16 protein-coding genes are annotated in these 16,643 nt (G+C 53.9%); 8 read left to right on the top strand and 8 right to left on the bottom strand.

Annotation, left to right across the window (positions count from 1 at the left end):
- Positions 1-817: AraC family transcriptional regulator ligand-binding domain-containing protein (locus AC2FHW_RS12350; protein ID WP_496821994.1), on the bottom strand; the 817-nt coding region annotated here is incomplete at its 3' end.
- Between the two features lie 180 nt (positions 818-997).
- Here AC2FHW_RS12350 and AC2FHW_RS12355 point away from each other — a divergent pair.
- From AC2FHW_RS12355 to AC2FHW_RS12375, 5 genes are all read left to right on the top strand, one after another.
- Positions 998-2,353, top strand: a complete 1,356-nt coding sequence (locus tag AC2FHW_RS12355; RefSeq protein WP_496821996.1) for a metal-dependent hydrolase family protein — start codon at positions 998-1,000, stop codon at positions 2,351-2,353.
- 68 nt (positions 2,354-2,421) lie between these two features.
- On the top strand, positions 2,422-3,774 hold the full coding sequence (locus AC2FHW_RS12360; RefSeq protein ID WP_271952338.1) for a metal-dependent hydrolase family protein: 1,353 nt from the start codon (positions 2,422-2,424) through the stop codon (positions 3,772-3,774).
- A gap of 58 nt (positions 3,775-3,832) precedes the next feature.
- Positions 3,833-4,231: a GYD domain-containing protein gene (locus AC2FHW_RS12365; RefSeq protein ID WP_271952340.1), complete on the top strand. Its 399-nt coding sequence runs from the start codon at positions 3,833-3,835 to the stop codon at positions 4,229-4,231.
- Between the two features lie 59 nt (positions 4,232-4,290).
- Positions 4,291-5,529 carry a dipeptidase gene (locus AC2FHW_RS12370; protein ID WP_271952409.1) on the top strand — a complete coding sequence of 413 codons (1,239 nt, stop codon included), beginning with the start codon at positions 4,291-4,293 and terminating at the stop codon, positions 5,527-5,529.
- Positions 5,530-5,548: 19 nt separating this feature from the next.
- The gene (locus AC2FHW_RS12375; protein ID WP_271952342.1) at positions 5,549-6,706 is read left to right on the top strand and encodes a HupE/UreJ family protein; all 1,158 of its coding nucleotides are present in this window, start codon (positions 5,549-5,551) and stop codon (positions 6,704-6,706) included.
- 220 nt (positions 6,707-6,926) lie between these two features.
- Here AC2FHW_RS12375 and AC2FHW_RS12380 read toward each other — a convergent pair whose 3' ends face one another.
- The 6 genes from AC2FHW_RS12380 to AC2FHW_RS12405 form a co-directional block, all read right to left on the bottom strand.
- A complete protein-coding gene (locus AC2FHW_RS12380) occupies positions 6,927-7,559 on the bottom strand; it encodes a tyrosine-type recombinase/integrase (protein ID WP_281974001.1) in 633 nt (210 codons plus the stop codon).
- Between the two features lie 171 nt (positions 7,560-7,730).
- Positions 7,731-8,798 carry an L-glyceraldehyde 3-phosphate reductase gene (gene mgrA, locus AC2FHW_RS12385; protein ID WP_142639603.1) on the bottom strand — a complete coding sequence of 356 codons (1,068 nt, stop codon included), beginning with the start codon at positions 8,796-8,798 and terminating at the stop codon, positions 7,731-7,733.
- 125 nt (positions 8,799-8,923) lie between these two features.
- Positions 8,924-9,448 (bottom strand): cysteine dioxygenase family protein, encoded by a 525-nt coding sequence (locus tag AC2FHW_RS12390; protein ID WP_246097323.1) that lies wholly within the window; start codon positions 9,446-9,448, stop codon positions 8,924-8,926.
- Positions 9,449-9,673: 225 nt separating this feature from the next.
- Positions 9,674-9,943, bottom strand: coding sequence for an HlyU family transcriptional regulator (locus tag AC2FHW_RS12395; RefSeq protein WP_281973667.1), 270 nt, complete (start codon positions 9,941-9,943; stop codon positions 9,674-9,676).
- A gap of 297 nt (positions 9,944-10,240) precedes the next feature.
- Positions 10,241-11,734, bottom strand: coding sequence for a DUF1254 domain-containing protein (locus tag AC2FHW_RS12400; protein WP_281973668.1), 1,494 nt, complete (start codon positions 11,732-11,734; stop codon positions 10,241-10,243).
- A 32-nt stretch (positions 11,735-11,766) separates the two neighbouring features.
- Positions 11,767-13,278, bottom strand: a complete 1,512-nt coding sequence (locus AC2FHW_RS12405) for a DUF1214 domain-containing protein (RefSeq protein WP_496729705.1) — start codon at positions 13,276-13,278, stop codon at positions 11,767-11,769.
- Between the two features lie 111 nt (positions 13,279-13,389).
- Between AC2FHW_RS12405 and AC2FHW_RS12410 the strand changes: the two genes are divergently transcribed.
- Together AC2FHW_RS12410 and AC2FHW_RS12415 are read left to right on the top strand one after the other, a co-directional pair.
- The gene (locus AC2FHW_RS12410; protein ID WP_496821999.1) at positions 13,390-14,397 is read left to right on the top strand and encodes a helix-turn-helix domain-containing protein; all 1,008 of its coding nucleotides are present in this window, start codon (positions 13,390-13,392) and stop codon (positions 14,395-14,397) included.
- Between the two features lie 307 nt (positions 14,398-14,704).
- Positions 14,705-15,313: an exonuclease domain-containing protein gene (locus AC2FHW_RS12415; RefSeq protein WP_142640329.1), complete on the top strand. Its 609-nt coding sequence runs from the start codon at positions 14,705-14,707 to the stop codon at positions 15,311-15,313.
- Positions 15,314-15,363: 50 nt separating this feature from the next.
- On the opposite strand, the gene AC2FHW_RS12420 is transcribed toward AC2FHW_RS12415, so the two are convergent.
- Positions 15,364-15,549 carry a hypothetical protein gene (locus tag AC2FHW_RS12420; RefSeq protein ID WP_496822001.1) on the bottom strand — a complete coding sequence of 62 codons (186 nt, stop codon included), beginning with the start codon at positions 15,547-15,549 and terminating at the stop codon, positions 15,364-15,366.
- A gap of 40 nt (positions 15,550-15,589) precedes the next feature.
- Between AC2FHW_RS12420 and AC2FHW_RS12425 the strand changes: the two genes are divergently transcribed.
- Positions 15,590-16,345 (top strand): SDR family oxidoreductase, encoded by a 756-nt coding sequence (locus tag AC2FHW_RS12425; protein WP_496708286.1) that lies wholly within the window; start codon positions 15,590-15,592, stop codon positions 16,343-16,345.
- The last annotated feature ends 298 nt before the right edge of the window (positions 16,346-16,643 follow it).

Here is a 16,643-nt window from a genome sequence, read left to right on the forward strand (position 1 = left end):
GGTTGTTCAGTGTTTCCTGATGAAAACCGCAAAGGTCCGCAAGCTCATCCACACCAAATCCTGAATCCGCAAGATGGGCCCTGATTAGGCCTTTCAGTCCCGCAAGGAAATCCTGCGGGGCGGCCAGATCTTCATCCATAACCCTGTAGTCTGGGGGGTTTTCCAGTGCCTCTGGTCGTAGTCTGTAACTTAACCAGCTGGAGGGAAACCTGATCGAAAAACCTTGAGGATTGCACTTGATTGCCCGAACGCCGTGAAACTGACCGGGCAGCGCATCCGGGTCACTGACGCGAAGAATGACCTGGTTGGGGTCCCACCTGAAATCCAGGACACGGTGTAACAGGGATATCCAAATACTCGTCAGAAACGCATCGGTTTGGCTGGGAGAAACCGAAATTTGGAAGTTCCTTTTGGCACTGAAATACGCGTGCTCTCCTTCGACAAAGAGGGATTGCGTAACGGCATTGGATTCTTTGGAAACCGCTTGTGTGAACCTGGTAAAAAAATCTCCCAATGTAAGGGCTTCTGCCAGCATATCGCCAAGCGGGAGAAATTTGACAAGATCGACGGATTGCCCGACCCGTGCGCAAAAATCCGGTGAAGTGGCTTCTGCCACGGCCTGATAGATTTGGTAGACGGTATCGTGGCGCAGGAAATTCTTCGGGTCCATTACCTGCGCTTCGTTCAACCCCAGAGGATCCAGAACAAACGCGGGTTCGACCCCCACGCTGCGAAGCGCTGCGACAACCGGACCCGCAACTGAAGCCCTGACGAGTGGCAGCGACTGATCCGTGTTATTATCAAGTCTTCTTGTCATCTCTTCTCCAGAAATTCGCAATATTCTCGAGTGTAGGAAATTCCCACAATAAAATTATGAAATCTTGCAGTTTCCCAAAACTAATTTTCTCGAACCGGCAATCTGTCAGGCATCAAGTTATTCGAATTCTATAATGACTCCTAATTGTGCCTTTTGCGATTCTTGATGATAGGAGCCCTGATGAACGGATGTCTGATGCGCATACTTGTGCCCGCAGTACTGGCTGCGAGCTATCTATTTCCAACTCATGCCGCTTCACAGGAAGAAAGTTTCCCGGTCCTTTTCACAAATGTTCATGTCTTTGACGGGGTGAACGAGGCGCGGATCGAGAACGCAAACGTTTTGGTCGTCGATAACCTGATCGCCGAGGTTTCGACTGAGCCGCTTGCCGTCGCCAATGCGCAAATCATCGACGGCGGTGGGCGCACGCTGATGCCCGGACTGATCGATGGCCACAACCATATCATGATGCCAGCGGCCCCCAATCAGGCGGTGAACGGCTGGCACTGGGGATATCTCAGTGCTGTCGTGGGCCGCGAGGCGGAGAAAATGCTCCTGCGCGGTTTTACCACGCTGCGAGATACAGGGGGCCCAGCCTACGGCATCGCCAGAGCAGTTGACGAGGGTATTCTTTCGGGCCCGCGGATCTATCCCAGCGGTCACTTCATCAGTCAGACATCCGGCCACACGGATTTCCGGTCGTTCAACGAAAGCCATACGCGTGACAGAAGCAGCCGCAATGCCTTTGAAAGTGAGTTTGGTTTCATGGCAGACGGCCGGAGCGAAGTTCTCGCATACACCCGAGAAACGTTGCGCCGGGGGGCGACGCAGATCAAGATCAGCGTAGGTGGCGGGGTCGCCTCCGCCTTTGATCCTCTGGACACGGCGCAATTCACCTTCGATGAAATCAGAGCCGCCGTCGATGCGGCCGAGGACTGGAACACCTACGTCTTGGCGCATGCCTATACGGACCGCTCCGTTCTGCGCGCTGTGGAGGCCGGCGTTCGCAGTATCGACCATGGGACGTTGATCTCGGAACTGGACACCATGATCGCGATGCGGGACGCGGGTGTGATCTACAACCCTCAGGCCGTGGCCTTTACGCCAACTCCCGAGAGCGTGGCGTCGCTCCCGCCCGAAACCGTTGAAAAATCACGCCCGGTCGTCGAAGGGCTCGACAGGTCAATGCGTCTGGCAAAAGAAAGCGGCGTGACGATCACCTTCGGAACGGACGTCTTCGGCTCGCCCGAGGCCTTGGCCCGGCAGAACGAAGAATTTGAACTCAGAAAGCAATGGTTCACGTCGCATGAGATCCTGGTCCAGGCCACGTCAAACACCGCGAAACTGGTGGCAATGTCAGGTCCTCGAAATCCTTACACGGACGGACCGCTGGGCGTGATCGAAGCCGGTGCTTATGCAGACTTACTTCTGGTTGAAGGCAATCCGGTGGAAGATGCCGGACTACTGGTCGACTACACAAATAACATCGATCTGATCATGAAAGACGGCGTGATCTACAAGAACACACTCGACTGAGTGTCGCGTGGGGTGAAGGAACCTCGGCACCCCGCGCACAAACTAATTTGTCTAAGGGAGAGAGGAACATGATTGCATCAAAACGGTTATTGGCGGCCGCAAGTGTGGTTGCCTTCTCGGCGTCCGCCTCATTTGCGCAGGATGGACCTGTTCAAACCCTGTTCACCAACGTGCATGTCTTTGACGGAATAAATGAGGCCCGAATAGAAAACGCCAATGTTCTGGTTGTCGATAACCTGATCGCAAAAGTCTCACCCGAACCTCTTTCGGTTGCAAATGCCGAGGTCATCGACGGTGGGGGTCGCACCCTAATGCCGGGTTTGATTGATGCGCATGTGCACATGGCGATCACGGAGCCGGTTGCGGACCTCAGGGACAATTTTGATTGGATGTACTGGGGCGCCGTTTCCACGATCGAGGCGGAAAAGATGCTGTTGCGCGGCTTCACGTCCGTGCGCGATGCGGGTGGACCGGCGATTGGGCTTCAGAAAGCCATCGACCGGGGCAAGGCTGTCGGCCCGCGAATCTATCCGTCCGGCCCTGTGATCTCACAAACCTCAGGGCATGGCGAGCATCGGCACTACACGGAACCGCACCCAAACTTCGAAGGTGCCTCGCCCTCATTCTTCAACCAGCACGTCGAGTTTCTTGCTGACGGTGTTCCAGAAGTTCTGCGGGCGACGCGGGAAGCGCTGCGTCTGGGCGCATCGCAAATCAAGGTCATGGCCGGCGGAGGTGTGTCTTCCAGCGTAGACCCATTGCACACCGTTCAATTCTTACCGGAAGAACTGGAAGCTGCAGTCAAGGCTGCGGCAGATTGGGATACTTACGTTCTTGTGCACGTCTACAATGACGAGGGCATTCTGCGGTCCATCGAGGCAGGTGTGCAGAGCATCGATCATGCACAATTGATGACCGAGGTGTCGGCGCAGGCGATCAAGGACGCGGATGTTTGGGTTGTGCCATTCTTCTCGCTGCTGGGGCTGGATGCCGAAACAGTCACCAAAGCGCTTGGTCCGTTGGCAGCGCCCAAGTTCCTCGAGGTTCAGGGCGGGGCGAGAAACCAGATGCGGTTGCTGAAAGAATTCGGGATCGAAAAAGTCGCCTTTTCAACCGACATTATTGGGGATCCTGTCGCTCTCACAAAACAGAACGATGAGTTCAAGTACCGTCTCGAACAATGGTCGTCCTACGAAGTTCTTATGCAAGCAACGTCTAAAGCCGGTGAGTTGTTGGCTCTGTCAGGCAAACTCAACCCCTATCCCGAAGGCCAGCTCGGTGTGATTGCAGAAGGTGCGTATGCCGACATTCTACTGGTCGATGGCAACCCGGTCGAGGACGCGATGATCATGACCGACTACGAGAACAACTTCGATCTGATCATGAAAGACGGCGTGATCTACAAGAACACGCTGGAATGACTCTTGGACCGGCGGAGGTGCCTCCCTTTGTCGGCTGTTGAGCGAAAAGGATGAGCCTATGAAACGACTTCTATTGTCCGCATTTGCAAGTGCGCTGGTAGTCGCGACCGCTGTGAGCGCCGAAGAAACTCGCAGCCGATACTATCTGGGGATCGGAGAGCCGTCTCCCGAAGCTTGGCAGATCATGATCGAAAACCCCACCGACCGGGGCGAGGGCATGGGGGCCGCGCTCGAGGCAATGGGCGGTGAGATGATCAGCTATTTCTGGGGCATGGCCGACGGCCGGAACTACGTCACCGTGCGGGTGCCGGACGATCCTAGTATGGTGCAGGCAATGTACGCGGCCCGCCTCAGCCAGGGCGTTCTGAAGAACTACACCTTCATTGAATTGATGACGAGCGCCGACATGGTTGAGGCGCTGAAACGGGTGCCGGAGTTTATGACACCGGCGGAGTAATGTTGGCCTCTGATCATGAAAGACGGCGTGATCGATAGGAACAAGCTCGATTGAGTGTCGTGCGGCGGGAATACACCTCGCCACAAGGTAAGTCTTTAGAAAATCGAAACAATCGAAACTGGGAGAACTTCACCATGCAAAACAGACGCGCATTTTTGAAAACTGCTGGCGCAGCAGCTGCCCTGTCAGCTACCTGCGGAAAAATGACATGGGCCAGTGAATTTAGTCCAGTTTGGGTGTCCAGTGACAAGGCAGCCCAATTCCTAAGGGACATTGTTGCCATCGACTCGCTGAACGCGAACTTTGAGCAAACCGCCACACGCCCAGAAATGTGGGACGAATATTACACCAGAGCACTCGACGCAGGCATAACGGCAACGGGTGTTACAACCGCGCAAGGCATCAACGACTTTGACACTTTTGCGCGTGAAACAAGCTACAATCTACGCAAAATCGCTGCGGATGATCGATTCATGGTAGTGCGTACAGCAGGCGACATCCAGCGAGCCCAGGACGCGGGAAAGTATGGCTTTTTCTGGAACTCGCAGTCAGCGGAAATTCTTAACAATCAGCCGGACGTCTACATGCCGTTGGCAAAGTCGATGGGCCTCGGCACAATGGGCTTGGCCTACAACGAGCGTCAGCGTGCAGGAGATGGGAATTTTGTCCTGAACCCCGGACCGATCTCGGCCTATGGCATGACAGTCGTTGATGCGATGCAAAAGTATAGAGTACTCGTTGACACGTCCCATGCTAGCGAACCCACCGCGCTGAGTACCATCGAATATGCGAAAAAAATGCGCCCTGATTTGCCCGTGATTGAAACGCACTCTTCTGTGCACGCGCTTTACTCCGGATACCCTGAAGGAGAAATTCGCCTGCGGACCAGTTCCGATGAGCGGATTCAAGCGGTTGCCGATACCGGTGGTGTGGTTAGTCTTTGCATGTTGCCCTTCATCATGATCAGCCCGCAGACAGAACTTACCCGTCCTCAAGACGTTGTCGATCGAATCGACTACATGCGGGATTTGACCAGCATCGACAACGTTGGACTAAGTTCCGACGACGGCTTTGACTGGTCTAAGATTTATGAGTTTGGCAAATCAAATCCGGAACAATTCGACGATGGCGGACTTAGTGCGGCTGTAAACAAATTGGCTACAACTGGCATCGGGGAAGCCGCGAAAATCTATGCAGCCATTATCGATGAAATGTGGTTGCGAGGATATTCTGACGAGGACGTCAGGAAGGTGATGGGAGGCAACTTCACGCGCATATTCGAGCAAGTTTGGGGATAATCGATAGGCAAAGCGAGAAATGACCTTCCCTCGTTTGTTAAGGCCGGTCGGGGTAGTATTCACCCGACTGGCCTTCGCGTTTTGGCTTGTGCTTTTGACACAGTCTGCTCTGGCACACACGTTCGAATTGGGCGATGCGCAGTTGACCATCGAGGGCGACAGCTTTCGGATCGCGGTCAGCGCGGACTTGATCGAGGTTTTTGAGCGCCACTTAGCCTTAAACGGATCAGACCAATTTCTTGTTGAGCAGGTGCGTGAGCTGGATCTCGGCACAATCGAAAGCGCGCTGTCAGAAATACGCGCGGCAATCTCCGAAGAGACGCTCTTACGGTTCGACGGTGAAACGGCAGATTTGCGGGCAATGTCCTTTCCATCTCCGCGCGATATCCGGGCTATTCTCGACAGACCGCCGGAAAGCACCGAATACCGCTTAGTTTTCGTCGGTTATGGTGACGCTACGCCAGGTGCCAGCGCAGTAAGTATCAAACTGTCGCCTTTACTTGGGGATATGCGGCTTGAAGTGACGGTCCCAAGTGTCACGCTGCTGCAGGCTGGACGAACCAGCCAGACACTGAACCTTGTTGAGACCCAAGAAACAACACTGAGCTCAGCAGTGGCCGACTTCTTGTATTTCACGTGGCAGGGGATCATTCACATCGTCCCATATGGGCTGGATCACATCTTGTTCGTACTCTGCCTGTTCCTATTTGCGCAAACGGTCCGCGACCTGATCTGGCTGGTCACAGCTTTTACCGTCGCGCACTCGGTGACACTGACCCTCGGCTGGCTAGGCTTCGTTGATTTGCCAACAGGGCTCTTTGAACCTTTGATTGCCTTGTCCATTGTATATGCCGCTGTTGAAAACATATTGCGCAACAAACCAGGCGGTGCCCGCTTCACTCTAATTTTCTTCTTTGGTTTGCTCCATGGGTTCGGTTTTGCGTCAGTTCTAGAGGAGATTAGCCCATCAGGCGGCCATTGGTTGACCCGGCTAATTGGATTCAATGTAGGCGTTGAGATTGGCCAGTTGGTTGTCATAGCGGCGGCCTTTCTGGCTGTTGGACTTTGGCGCAAGGAACCGTGGTACAGATCGCTCATCGTGGTACCCGTGAGTTTTGTCATCGCTTTGGTGGGCGCCCTCTGGACTGTCGAGCGGGCTCTTGCAGCGTTGACATAATACGTGAGCATCAAGTCTATGGTTTTTGATTGTCCGCTATTTATCAGAAGCCGTCTCCGAGCCAATGCGAACCAAAGGCTGCATTGTCCGCGATGTGTGAGTTCGACAGAGCCGGGAGTTCGCACTTGCAGCGAATGACCGCAAAGCGGGCTGCGACCGCAGAATCTTGCCTGGGTGCTCATTGTCCGGAATGGGCCGTCCTTTCGAACGGCCCTTTAGTCTAGATTTCAATGGCTTCGGCAATGGCCAATGCATCCTCAAGTTCGACACCAAGGTATCGGACCGTGCTGTCCATCTTCGTGTGACCGAGTAGGAGCTGAACAGCTCGGAGGTTGCCTGTCTTCTTGTAGATCTGCGTGACTTTAGTTCTCCGCATTGAATGGGTGCCATACGCGCTCGCCTCAAGACCGATCGATGTGACCCAATCTCGGACGATCCGTGCATATTGGCGGGTCGAAATGTGCAGGCGCTCATGAAAGCGCCCGGGCCAAAGGTACTCGGAACCGACCATCAGCTCGTCCTCCATCCACTTTTCGACAGACGCGCGCGTTCCTTCGGATATCTCGAAGCGCACAGGTTTTTGCGTCTTGCTTTGAAGGACTGAGGCTCGTTCTTTGATTTGGCCTGAAGCCATGACATCGACCACTTTCATCTTCACCAGATCACAGCCGCGGAGCTTGCTGTCGATCGCCATGTTGAACAGGGCGAGATCGCGGCGGTTCTCGGCCAATTCAAGTCGAACCCGTATCGCCCAGACGTGTTTTGGTTTCAGTGGTCGCTTCTGGCCGACGATACGCCCTTTGTTCCAGGCAGGGCGAAGTGCGCGAATGGCTGGTAGGTTTGGTGTTTCCATGACTGATCCTCCGATCCGCCATGCCCTCCCAAAACGACAACCCGACGTTGACCGGAGCATTTTATCACGACACGCTGCGCTGCCTCCGAGGTCCGCTCTGAGCCCAAAGCAGAAACGCCATGCGATTAAGCAGAAGAACCTGCTAGCACCAAAAATCAGTGGTCAACAATCTTACTCAATTTCCGAGGATCGCGCCCAGAGATTGATTTCCTCTTCCGAGCTTACCTCGTCAATCTTAGCGAGTTCCGCTTCGGTAAATTCCAAATTCTGGACCGCACCTACGCAATCCACGATCTGCTCAGGTCGCGAAGCGCCAACAAGGGCTGTCGTAATCCGGTCACCTCTCAGCACCCAAGCAAGCGCCATCTGAGCTAATGATTGACCGCGTGACGCCGCTATGTCGTTTAGAGCCCTGACACTCGTCAATGAACGTTCGTTGATCATGCCGTCCAATAAAGACTTGCCTTGGGTCGCACGACTGTCTTCGGGAATGCCGTTCAGATACTTCGATGTCAAAATACCCTGGGCAAGTGGCGTGAACGCAATCGATCCCACGTTCAATTCGTCAAGCGTATCCAACAGCCCGTCCCGCTCAACCCAACGGTTGAGTAGGTTATACGACGGCTGATGAATCAGGCACGGCGTGCCAAGGTCTTTCAAGATGGCCAGCGCTTCGCGCGTTCGTTGCGAGTTGTAGCTTGAAACTCCGACGTAAAGTGCGCGCCCAGAGCGCACTATATAGTCTAAGGCCCCCATAGTTTCTTCCAGAGGGGTATCTGGATCGTAACGGTGGGAATAAAAGATATCTGCGTATTCTAACCCCATCCGCTTGAGCGACTGATCACAAGAGGCCACAAGATACTTTCGTGATCCCCACTCCCCATAGGGGCCCGGCCACATATCATACCCTGCCTTGGTAGATATGATGAGTTCGTCCCGATAGCCTGCGAAATCAGTTTTTAAAATTTCACCGAATGCTTCTTCCGCCGATCCCGGTGGTGGGCCATAGTTATTTGCTAAATCAAAGTGCGTTACACCCAAGTCAAAAGCAGTGCGGCAGAGATCGCGCTTTGTCTGGTGCGGGGTATCCCCACCAAAGTTGTGCCATAGCCCAAGGCTTATCGCGGGTAGCTTTATGCCAGACTGCCCACAACGGCGATAGACCATTTGCTCGTAGCGGTCCGGATTAGGAAGAAATGGGCGTGGCCGAGGCTTCGGGGGGCGTTGTAATTTGCTCATCTGTCCATAATCCGAGATCATCACCCCGTGTCAATTCAACGAGATAGTAATCGGCTATCAGCGAAGCCTGACGTATAGACGGAACATGCCTAAGGCATTGCCAGCGCAGATTGTCAAACTGCAAACTAGTCCTCGAATAACGCGCGAACCTTCGACATGTCATAGGCATGTTCCGTCAGGTTTTCAGGATCCCATTCGCTTCGCTCAGCTTCAAAAAAATCCCCGCCGTATACGTGGATTGCTCCGGTCAACTTGGGGATAGGGTTTGTAACCGAGTGAATGAGGTCCTTACCAAGCGGAGCATATTCACCCGTCGACAATGCTCGAGCCCCCGCCGCTTCAATGCGTCCGTTAGGGTCATCTGCTACGCGCCGCCAAAAAATGTTATCTTCTCGGCCACCATAAATACCGATCACGGCCCACATTTCGTGATTGTGGGGCATTATGGTCATTCCTGGCTTCCATACGACGTTGACGATTGTCAGATCACCTGACTTGTAAATGGGAAAGATACCGCTTTCGGTCGGCTCTCCCAAGGCTTGCGTCACGCCCGCGGGATCGCGCATCGCCCGGTCCACCACCTCAGCCACCGATTTGTGAGACGCGTCCTGATCTACTGCGGTCCGGCAGTCCGCTACAAACTGTTCCATGTTCCACATATCTTCAGCCCTCAATTGCATACGATAAATGCAACAGGGTAGCACATGCTGTAAAATAGACGAAATTGGGACCCAGATTGCAGCTGCATGTATCGGGCATCTAAGACTTCCAATGACTGCTTGGCTTGCTTAGCGTTCTTTCGCCAGATCGGGGCGGATGTCTAATTTGCGGAACCATCCGTCGATTGCATCGCATAAATTAGGCTGTCTGTTTGCTTAATCGAAAATGCGGTTGCCCTGCTCGTCGATCACCTGTTTCGCCTTTGCGATGCTGAAGCTTTCGCCCTGATCCCGGGTCTCAAAAACATCCGCCCGGATCACTGTATGGGTCTTGCGATTTCCGCCGATGGTCTTTTCGATACGGGCTAGAAGGCGGTACTTGCCACCTTCGGGCATCAGGTCCGGAAAGATTTCGAACCCTCTGTAAGAGACTGGCTCCGGCTCCGACTTTTCACCACCACCGAAGAGTTTAGAGAAGAGGGACATTGGGCGGCTCCTTTCAGCGTTGCTATGACGGGAGACTAGCGCCGCTTAGGACAGGCGCGAAGCATGTCGTGCTATCACAACATTTGCCTTCGATCCGTTGGCACGCTCCTTGCGTTGCCTAGTACGTCCAGATCCGCGGTAGAAGTCCATTCCCCACACCACGCTCCCTTGTAAGACTGTCCAGACCGCCATTCTGACACGCCGCCGCCGACGACCGCTTTGAGCCCTAAACCGACACCGAAGAAAATGCAAGACGACGCCAAAAAGTAGCGTCGCCCGATAGTCGCGGCTGTCGCTTTATTCTACCAGTTCCAGATCACCAGGACGCCAGGTCTTGTCGAACCAAGGCTCGAGCGGTCCGTAGAGGCGCATCATCACGTTGAAGCTTTGCCCGGGCATGGTTTGCGTCCAGTTGTTCTCCCAACCTTCTGGGGCTTCCGGGCCAAAATAGATGCTGGTACTCCCATCCTCATTCGGCTTTATCCCCAGTCGATTAGAGTCGATACCACCGGATTCCAGGTCAGTTTCAAGGATCGACCGTGTCTGTCCGCTATACAACATAAACGACGCAAAGTTTTTCGCGGGAACGGGTGCCGGGAGAGTTACCTTGTAGGTTTTTGAGCCATCCAGGTACTGTCCGTTGTTGTCTCGCGCCGTCATCGCATAGACAGACCCCGTACCGACCGGTGGCGAGGTCATCGCAGGCGTTATGCCCGTCGCCATATAGAAAAAGTATGAACGGTCATCGAGTATGCGTGCACCGTCCTCAAGAAACAGATAGCTCTGACGTTGAAACGGTGAGTTCCATTGCCGGTCTTCATAAAAGAAAACTCCCGGATCGCGCGAGGCATACGTAATCGCTCGCGCCGTGGCGTTTGCTATCGCTGCCGCCTCCTTGAAAATGGCCTGCATACGGGCATCGGGTTCGAAGGGCTCGCCCTTCCTGATCCCTATGGAAGCAAACGTTCCTACAATTTCCGGACTGAACGCACCAATTGGATTGTTTTCGAGCGCGACGTGGATCTCTTCAAAAAAGTCTTCGTTGTTCGCGTGAACGGTGTTGTGTTGGACGCCTGAGATATTCAGGAAAGTTTCCGCGGGTGGATTATCTGCTTCACTAAGCGGATATACATTCAGACCCGCCTTGATCTCGGCAACGGGCCCAGCTGTATCTCCGTCTGCGTCCGGTGAGCGTCTCAGCAACAACCAGTGCTCGTTTGTCTTGGTGCGAAGCTCGAAGAACCCGTCGGGCACCGGCGTTTTATCATCGTTGTGCAAGAGTAGGTATTTGCCGCCTTCTCCCTTATCCGCGCCGAGCGCCCCGATATCCGTCACGTAGTCAAATGCGGCATCATCCAGCAACCCAAGCAGACCTGCCGGAACCTCAATCACCATCGGGCCATCAGAGATATCGACATTCGAACCAATGTAGATTGTGGTGGTATTGGGCGTCAGCCAGATGGATCGCGCGTCCAGCAGGTCTTCTGCAATCACGACGTCATTAGGATTGACGCCTAAGTCCTCGTACCCCTGAAACATAGCCCGAAGCGAAGCGATTTTCATACCATCTAAGAACGCCGTCGTAGCCCTAATCAGATCAAGGTTATCGAAGACCTTCTCCACCGTCTCGGGCGATGGCATACCATCGAAGAATTCAAGATCACCAAGCGTCTGGGTCTCGACTCGGTCTGGAGTTAGAATATTGTCAGGCACGTCGGCTTTGAACTCTTGGGCTGTAGATTGCGATCCGACTACTAGTGCGAACAGCAAGGCAACTGACTTTGCTTTCACTATTACCTCCATTGGTTTTTTTGGTTTTGTGGTCAGTTTACTTTTTCGAGATCTCCCAACATCCAGCCACTTTCCAACCAACCGTCTTGCGGCCCGTAAAGGCGGAATAACAGGAAGTACGGCTCTGTGGTTGGTATCCAGTTGCTTTCCTTTCCGTCCGGAGCCTCTGGGCCAAAATAAATGTCGTAGGAGCCGTCTTCATTAGCCTGCATCGCATCAGTGTCGCGCTCGGACAAACCGACAGGATCAACGTTCCGAATGAAGCTCTTGGTCTCCATCGAATAAACAATCACGGACCAAAAATCGTCGGCAGGTGTGTCCGCTGGGACGTTCAGTCTATAGGTCTGATTGTGATCGTACATTTCTCCGTCGCTGTCGCGCAGACCTGTCAGATAAAATGTACCTCCGCCCAGTTGTTTCGGCAGGTATGTAATCCAGAAATAACTGCCGCCCGCACGCGCATCCACAAGGACTTCGGTCTCTGTCTCATACGGGAAACCAGCCTCCGGTTGACCTTCGGCGAAGTCCCAAATCAGCCACTGGCTCCTCATCTCGCCGCTATCGTCGACCCAAAGTGGGATCATGGCTTTCCCAGGCGTCACAAAGTAATTCTGCATCGAGGCATATGCGAGCAGCAAGCCCTCGTTCATTGCCTGCATCTGAAGTTCACTTGGCTCGAAAGGCTTTCCCTTTTCGATCCCGAGATCTTTCAAAAAATTCACCATAACCTTGTCTTGTGGACGTATCGGGTTGTTTTGAACGTAATCGTTCAAGTCCTGAAAGAAGGTCTCGTTGTAGTAAGGAAGCGAGTCGTACGGGACTTCGGACGCTTCGAAATAGTTGTTTGGCGGTGGATTGTCGGCCTCAGACAAATAGTAGACCTTTATTGTCTGAGCGTAGTCGGCCGCATCGGCGTCCGTTCCGCCATTCGTCAGTTTTGGCCGGAACGAAAAACCATACTCGTAGGTATCTGTTTCAAAGGGAAGGTATCCCGCCTCAGTTAATTCCTCTAGGGACATATCCCCTTCGTAGCCTGGGGGTAGCATGAGGTACTTGCCGCCGGCACCTTCATCGAAACCATCGGGACCAACGTCCACGATAGGAACATCCCAAGCATTCACGATTGTACCGAAGTAGTTCACCTTGTCGGTAGCTGCGGGCACTTCAATGACAAGGGGACCGGGTTCGGAGGTCATTGAAGCCCAAGCATAGGCCGTAACATCGTTAGCCGTAAGAAACCCATGTTTGGAATCGAACGGCTTGTTGAGATAAATGATGTCGTTGTAGTCGCCACCGAGGTCGCGGCGAATACCCTTCAGAAAATCGATCATACCAGCGGCGGGCATTCCCCAGATGGCCGTCTGAGTGGCGCGCTGCACCAAGATCTTGTACTCGATGTCCTCGACCTCGGCTGATCGTGCAAGGATGTCGCCCGTGTCGTTGAAGGACTGGGAGAAAACTGGTGAAGCAGAAATCCCTGCGCCGAGCACCATTCCCAAAAAATGCATCGAAAAACCGCCGTGTAATGGCCGAAGTATTTTCATATTGCAATGCTCCCTGCTGTTTAGGGAAAGCTTGCACATCCGTTCAGCCGATGCGTATCATTTCACGACACGCGGGCGAACAAGCGGGTTGACGGATTGAACCTACCACCGATGATTTCGGCCAAGGCCTTGGGCGCGATGCCCCAGTTTGTGCTTGAGGCCGCAGGGGAAAGGCGCCTGTTGCGTGCTTTTGACTCGGCCGATCTTCCTGTTCACTTCATTGAGGAAAGAGGCGGTTACATCTCGGAGCATGCCTTGGCGACCTTTGTGCACGAAGCCGCACGATCCGCGGGACAACAAAACATCGGATTGTTGTGGTCACCGTATCTCACCGTCGCTGATTACGGCGCCTGGGGGAGCTACGTTCTTTCTGCTCCAATGCTGGGGGCAGCGCTAATACGAGCTTCTGCCGTCATGCCATTTCATTCGTCCGCGGATCGCGCGTGGCTTGAAACTTCGGGCACTAGCGCGCGTTACTGTTATCGTTTTGGACTTCGCTCGCATTTCGCGTATCCGGACATCGGTTTCTCGGCCGTTGGGGTTTTTCTGAGCATATTCCGCGCGTATTTAGGAAACGACTGGAAGCCATCGGCCGTGCTCTTGGACTTCCCGAAGGTTCCTGGATTTGTCGAGGCAGAAGACACCTACGCTTGTCCTGTAATCTGGAACGCCACCCGGCTTGGGGTTGAGTTTGATGCATCGACTTTGCGAGCCGAAGCCACGCCCAAAAAACTTAGCGGCGGCTCGACAACTGTCGGAGATATTTCTCGTGAACGATTGGGCGGCCCCCCCCAAACACTTCGAGGACAAGTCGAAGAGGTGGTTTGGCAACAACTTCATCGGGAGGAAATGTCGATTGATGCCACCGCGCGTTCGCTCGATCTTGGCGTTCGCACACTACAACGGAAGTTAGCAAGCGAAGGGGTTCGTTTTCGCGAAATCGTCAACGATGTTAGGGTAGCAAGGGCCGAGGAACTCCTAACGGATACGCGCGAGGCAGTCTCCAGTATCTCCTCCATGCTAGGATATGAAACCGCAAACAATTTCAGCCGTGCATTTAGGAAGTTGACGGGACTGGCGCCCTCTGACTATCGCAAGATGAACTCCGACCATAGTTGACTTGTGGGTCGCGAGACCAGTCTTCGAATTCCTGCTTTGTCCGCACTCCCGAAGTCGGGTCACGCTACAATCTCGTGGGCGCAGCGAATGGCCGGTTCGGTGAAGCTGCACTGCGGCGTAGTCTGACACGATAAATGTCTGGTATGGGCCGTTTCGTGAAGTGTCATATAGTCATACTGCACTCCTTGAGAGCGAGAACGACTTGCCAAGACCCATTCGACCCGCAAAAACTAGGTTGCGTAGGTGTCGACCTGGCAGCAAGGGCTGAGAAAATCCGACAGATGTAGGGCGCCGAGAGTTGGACACGTTGAACAGATTTGGGCATCTTAATGTGCCGCCGAACGGCCCTTTTCGCTTTATTGCGTTGGATGTCGAAACGGCGGGAAAGACTATTAGTAGCATCTGCCAGATCGGACTTTGTTTCGTCAGCGACGCTGGTTTTATTCAAACCTATTCTGTCCTGATTGACCCCGAGGGACCGTTTGAAGCTTTCAATACTGAGCTCCACGGGATTTCCGCCGAAACCGTGATTGGGGCTGGAACATTCCCAACGGTCTATGCGTCCTTGTTTGAAGTCCTGAACACGCACAACCTTGTGCAACACAGTACGTTTGATGAGAAGGCGATGACGGCTGCTTGCGCCCGGTATGGCCTGCCAATGATCACGTCGCATTGGACGAATAGCGTCACGATTGCCCGCCAAGCATGGCCTTCATTGAAGGGCGCCGGTGGGCACGGGCTGGCAAATCTTAAAAAACATCTCGGTCTTGAGTTTCACCACCATGACGCTGGAGAGGACGCCCGTGCCTCGGCTTCTGTGATTCTAAAGGCGGAAGAGGTTTTAGGGGCGCCGCTGTCCTATCTCACGACCAACCGCCAGTTGACCTTCCCGTTCATAAATCGATCTGAGAGATAAGGGTTGGCGAAGCTGCGTTGCGACGGGTGAGGACATCGGCAAGGTCCGGATCACATAGGCTCAATCGTTAGATATTGCACTTGCAACAGCGTTGGTACTGATCCCAATAAAGTGATTTCGCTACCGCGAACGAACGGCGGCTCCCGTTTGAGGTCAACCAATTGATCCGTTTCTTGCGCTTTCACCTCAAGTAGCTCAACACCCGCAAGAACCGGGTCGCGATTCACTCGCATCATTCCTTAGGTGATTGGCATGTAATTTCAAAAAGGCATGACCATGGAACTTAAAGACAAAACCATCATCATTACCGGCGCGAGCAGCGGAATCGGTGCTGCAGCAGCGCTTCTGTTTGCCTCGGAAGGGGCGAATGTTGTGTTAGGTGCCCGCCGGGAAGCTCAGCTAAACACACTCGTCGGGCAGATTACCCAAAGCAACGGGCGCGCCGTTTACCTTGCGGGCGACGTGACGGACGAAACATATTCCAGGGATCTTGTTGATCTGGCGAAACGGCAGTTTGGCGGCCTTGATGGCGCATTTAACAATGCGGGCATTATGGGCGAGATGGGTCCAATTCCCGAAATGGAGTCCGGCAACTGGCAGTCGGTTCTTGCTACAAACCTCAACAGTGCATTTTTTGCGGCCAAAGCGCAGATTCCGGCAATAGAGGAACGCGGTGGCGGGTCTATTGTATTCACCGGAACTTTTGTTGGTGTCAGCAATGGGGGAATGCCCGGCATGGGGGCTTATGCCGCATCAAAGGCTGGACTGATTGGGCTCGTACAGTCTTTGGCATCTGATCATGCGGCCAAGAGGGTCCGTATCAACACTATTTTGCCAGGTGGTACTAAAACCGACATGGCCGGCGATGATCCTGCGACGCACGACTTTATTGCCAACTTGCATCCCCTGAAACGCATGGCGGAGCCAAAGGAGATTGCCCAATCTGCATTGTTCCTTCTGTCAGACCGGGCAAGCTTCGTGACGGGTTCTCCGGTCGCCGTTGACGGTGGTATGGCGACCCGCCTGCTTTAGATATCTGCCGTTGGTTGCTTCGTAACCAACGGCGGTCTCCATCCAGACAAGATAGCTCGCCCAAAAATCCATATCGTGGTGAACGCCATCTTTGACGACTTTCGCCAGGGTATCGTCACCGCAGACTGAATATTCGGATTGGACTTTCGCTGCTCGCCGCCTTTTTGATCAGGTAGATGGGCTTTGTTGCGCAAATCGGAGTTTGAGCGCAGTTCCCCCTTCCCCGGACAGACTTATCCTATATCTGCGGCTCAACTGAGGATGATGCCGCGCTGCCTCCGAGGTCCGCTCTGAGCCC

Source organism: Ruegeria sp. YTSA108 (assembly GCF_059610185.1).

Coding starts and splice junctions, on each gene's coding strand:
- mgrA (WP_142639603.1), bottom strand. CDS start 8,798: ATGAGCAAATTACAACGCCCCCCGAAGCCTCGGCCACGCCCATTTCTT.
- AC2FHW_RS12355 (WP_496821996.1), top strand. CDS start 998: ATGAACGGATGTCTGATGCGCATACTTGTGCCCGCAGTACTGGCTGCG.
- AC2FHW_RS12390 (WP_246097323.1), bottom strand. CDS start 9,448: ATGGAACAGTTTGTAGCGGACTGCCGGACCGCAGTAGATCAGGACGCG.
- AC2FHW_RS12410 (WP_496821999.1), top strand. CDS start 13,390: ATGATTTCGGCCAAGGCCTTGGGCGCGATGCCCCAGTTTGTGCTTGAG.
- AC2FHW_RS12375 (WP_271952342.1), top strand. CDS start 5,549: ATGACCTTCCCTCGTTTGTTAAGGCCGGTCGGGGTAGTATTCACCCGA.
- AC2FHW_RS12405 (WP_496729705.1), bottom strand. CDS start 13,278: ATGAAAATACTTCGGCCATTACACGGCGGTTTTTCGATGCATTTTTTG.
- AC2FHW_RS12395 (WP_281973667.1), bottom strand. CDS start 9,943: ATGTCCCTCTTCTCTAAACTCTTCGGTGGTGGTGAAAAGTCGGAGCCG.
- AC2FHW_RS12425 (WP_496708286.1), top strand. CDS start 15,590: ATGGAACTTAAAGACAAAACCATCATCATTACCGGCGCGAGCAGCGGA.
- AC2FHW_RS12360 (WP_271952338.1), top strand. CDS start 2,422: ATGATTGCATCAAAACGGTTATTGGCGGCCGCAAGTGTGGTTGCCTTC.
- AC2FHW_RS12365 (WP_271952340.1), top strand. CDS start 3,833: ATGAAACGACTTCTATTGTCCGCATTTGCAAGTGCGCTGGTAGTCGCG.
- AC2FHW_RS12420 (WP_496822001.1), bottom strand. CDS start 15,549: ATGATGCGAGTGAATCGCGACCCGGTTCTTGCGGGTGTTGAGCTACTT.
- AC2FHW_RS12380 (WP_281974001.1), bottom strand. CDS start 7,559: ATGGAAACACCAAACCTACCAGCCATTCGCGCACTTCGCCCTGCCTGG.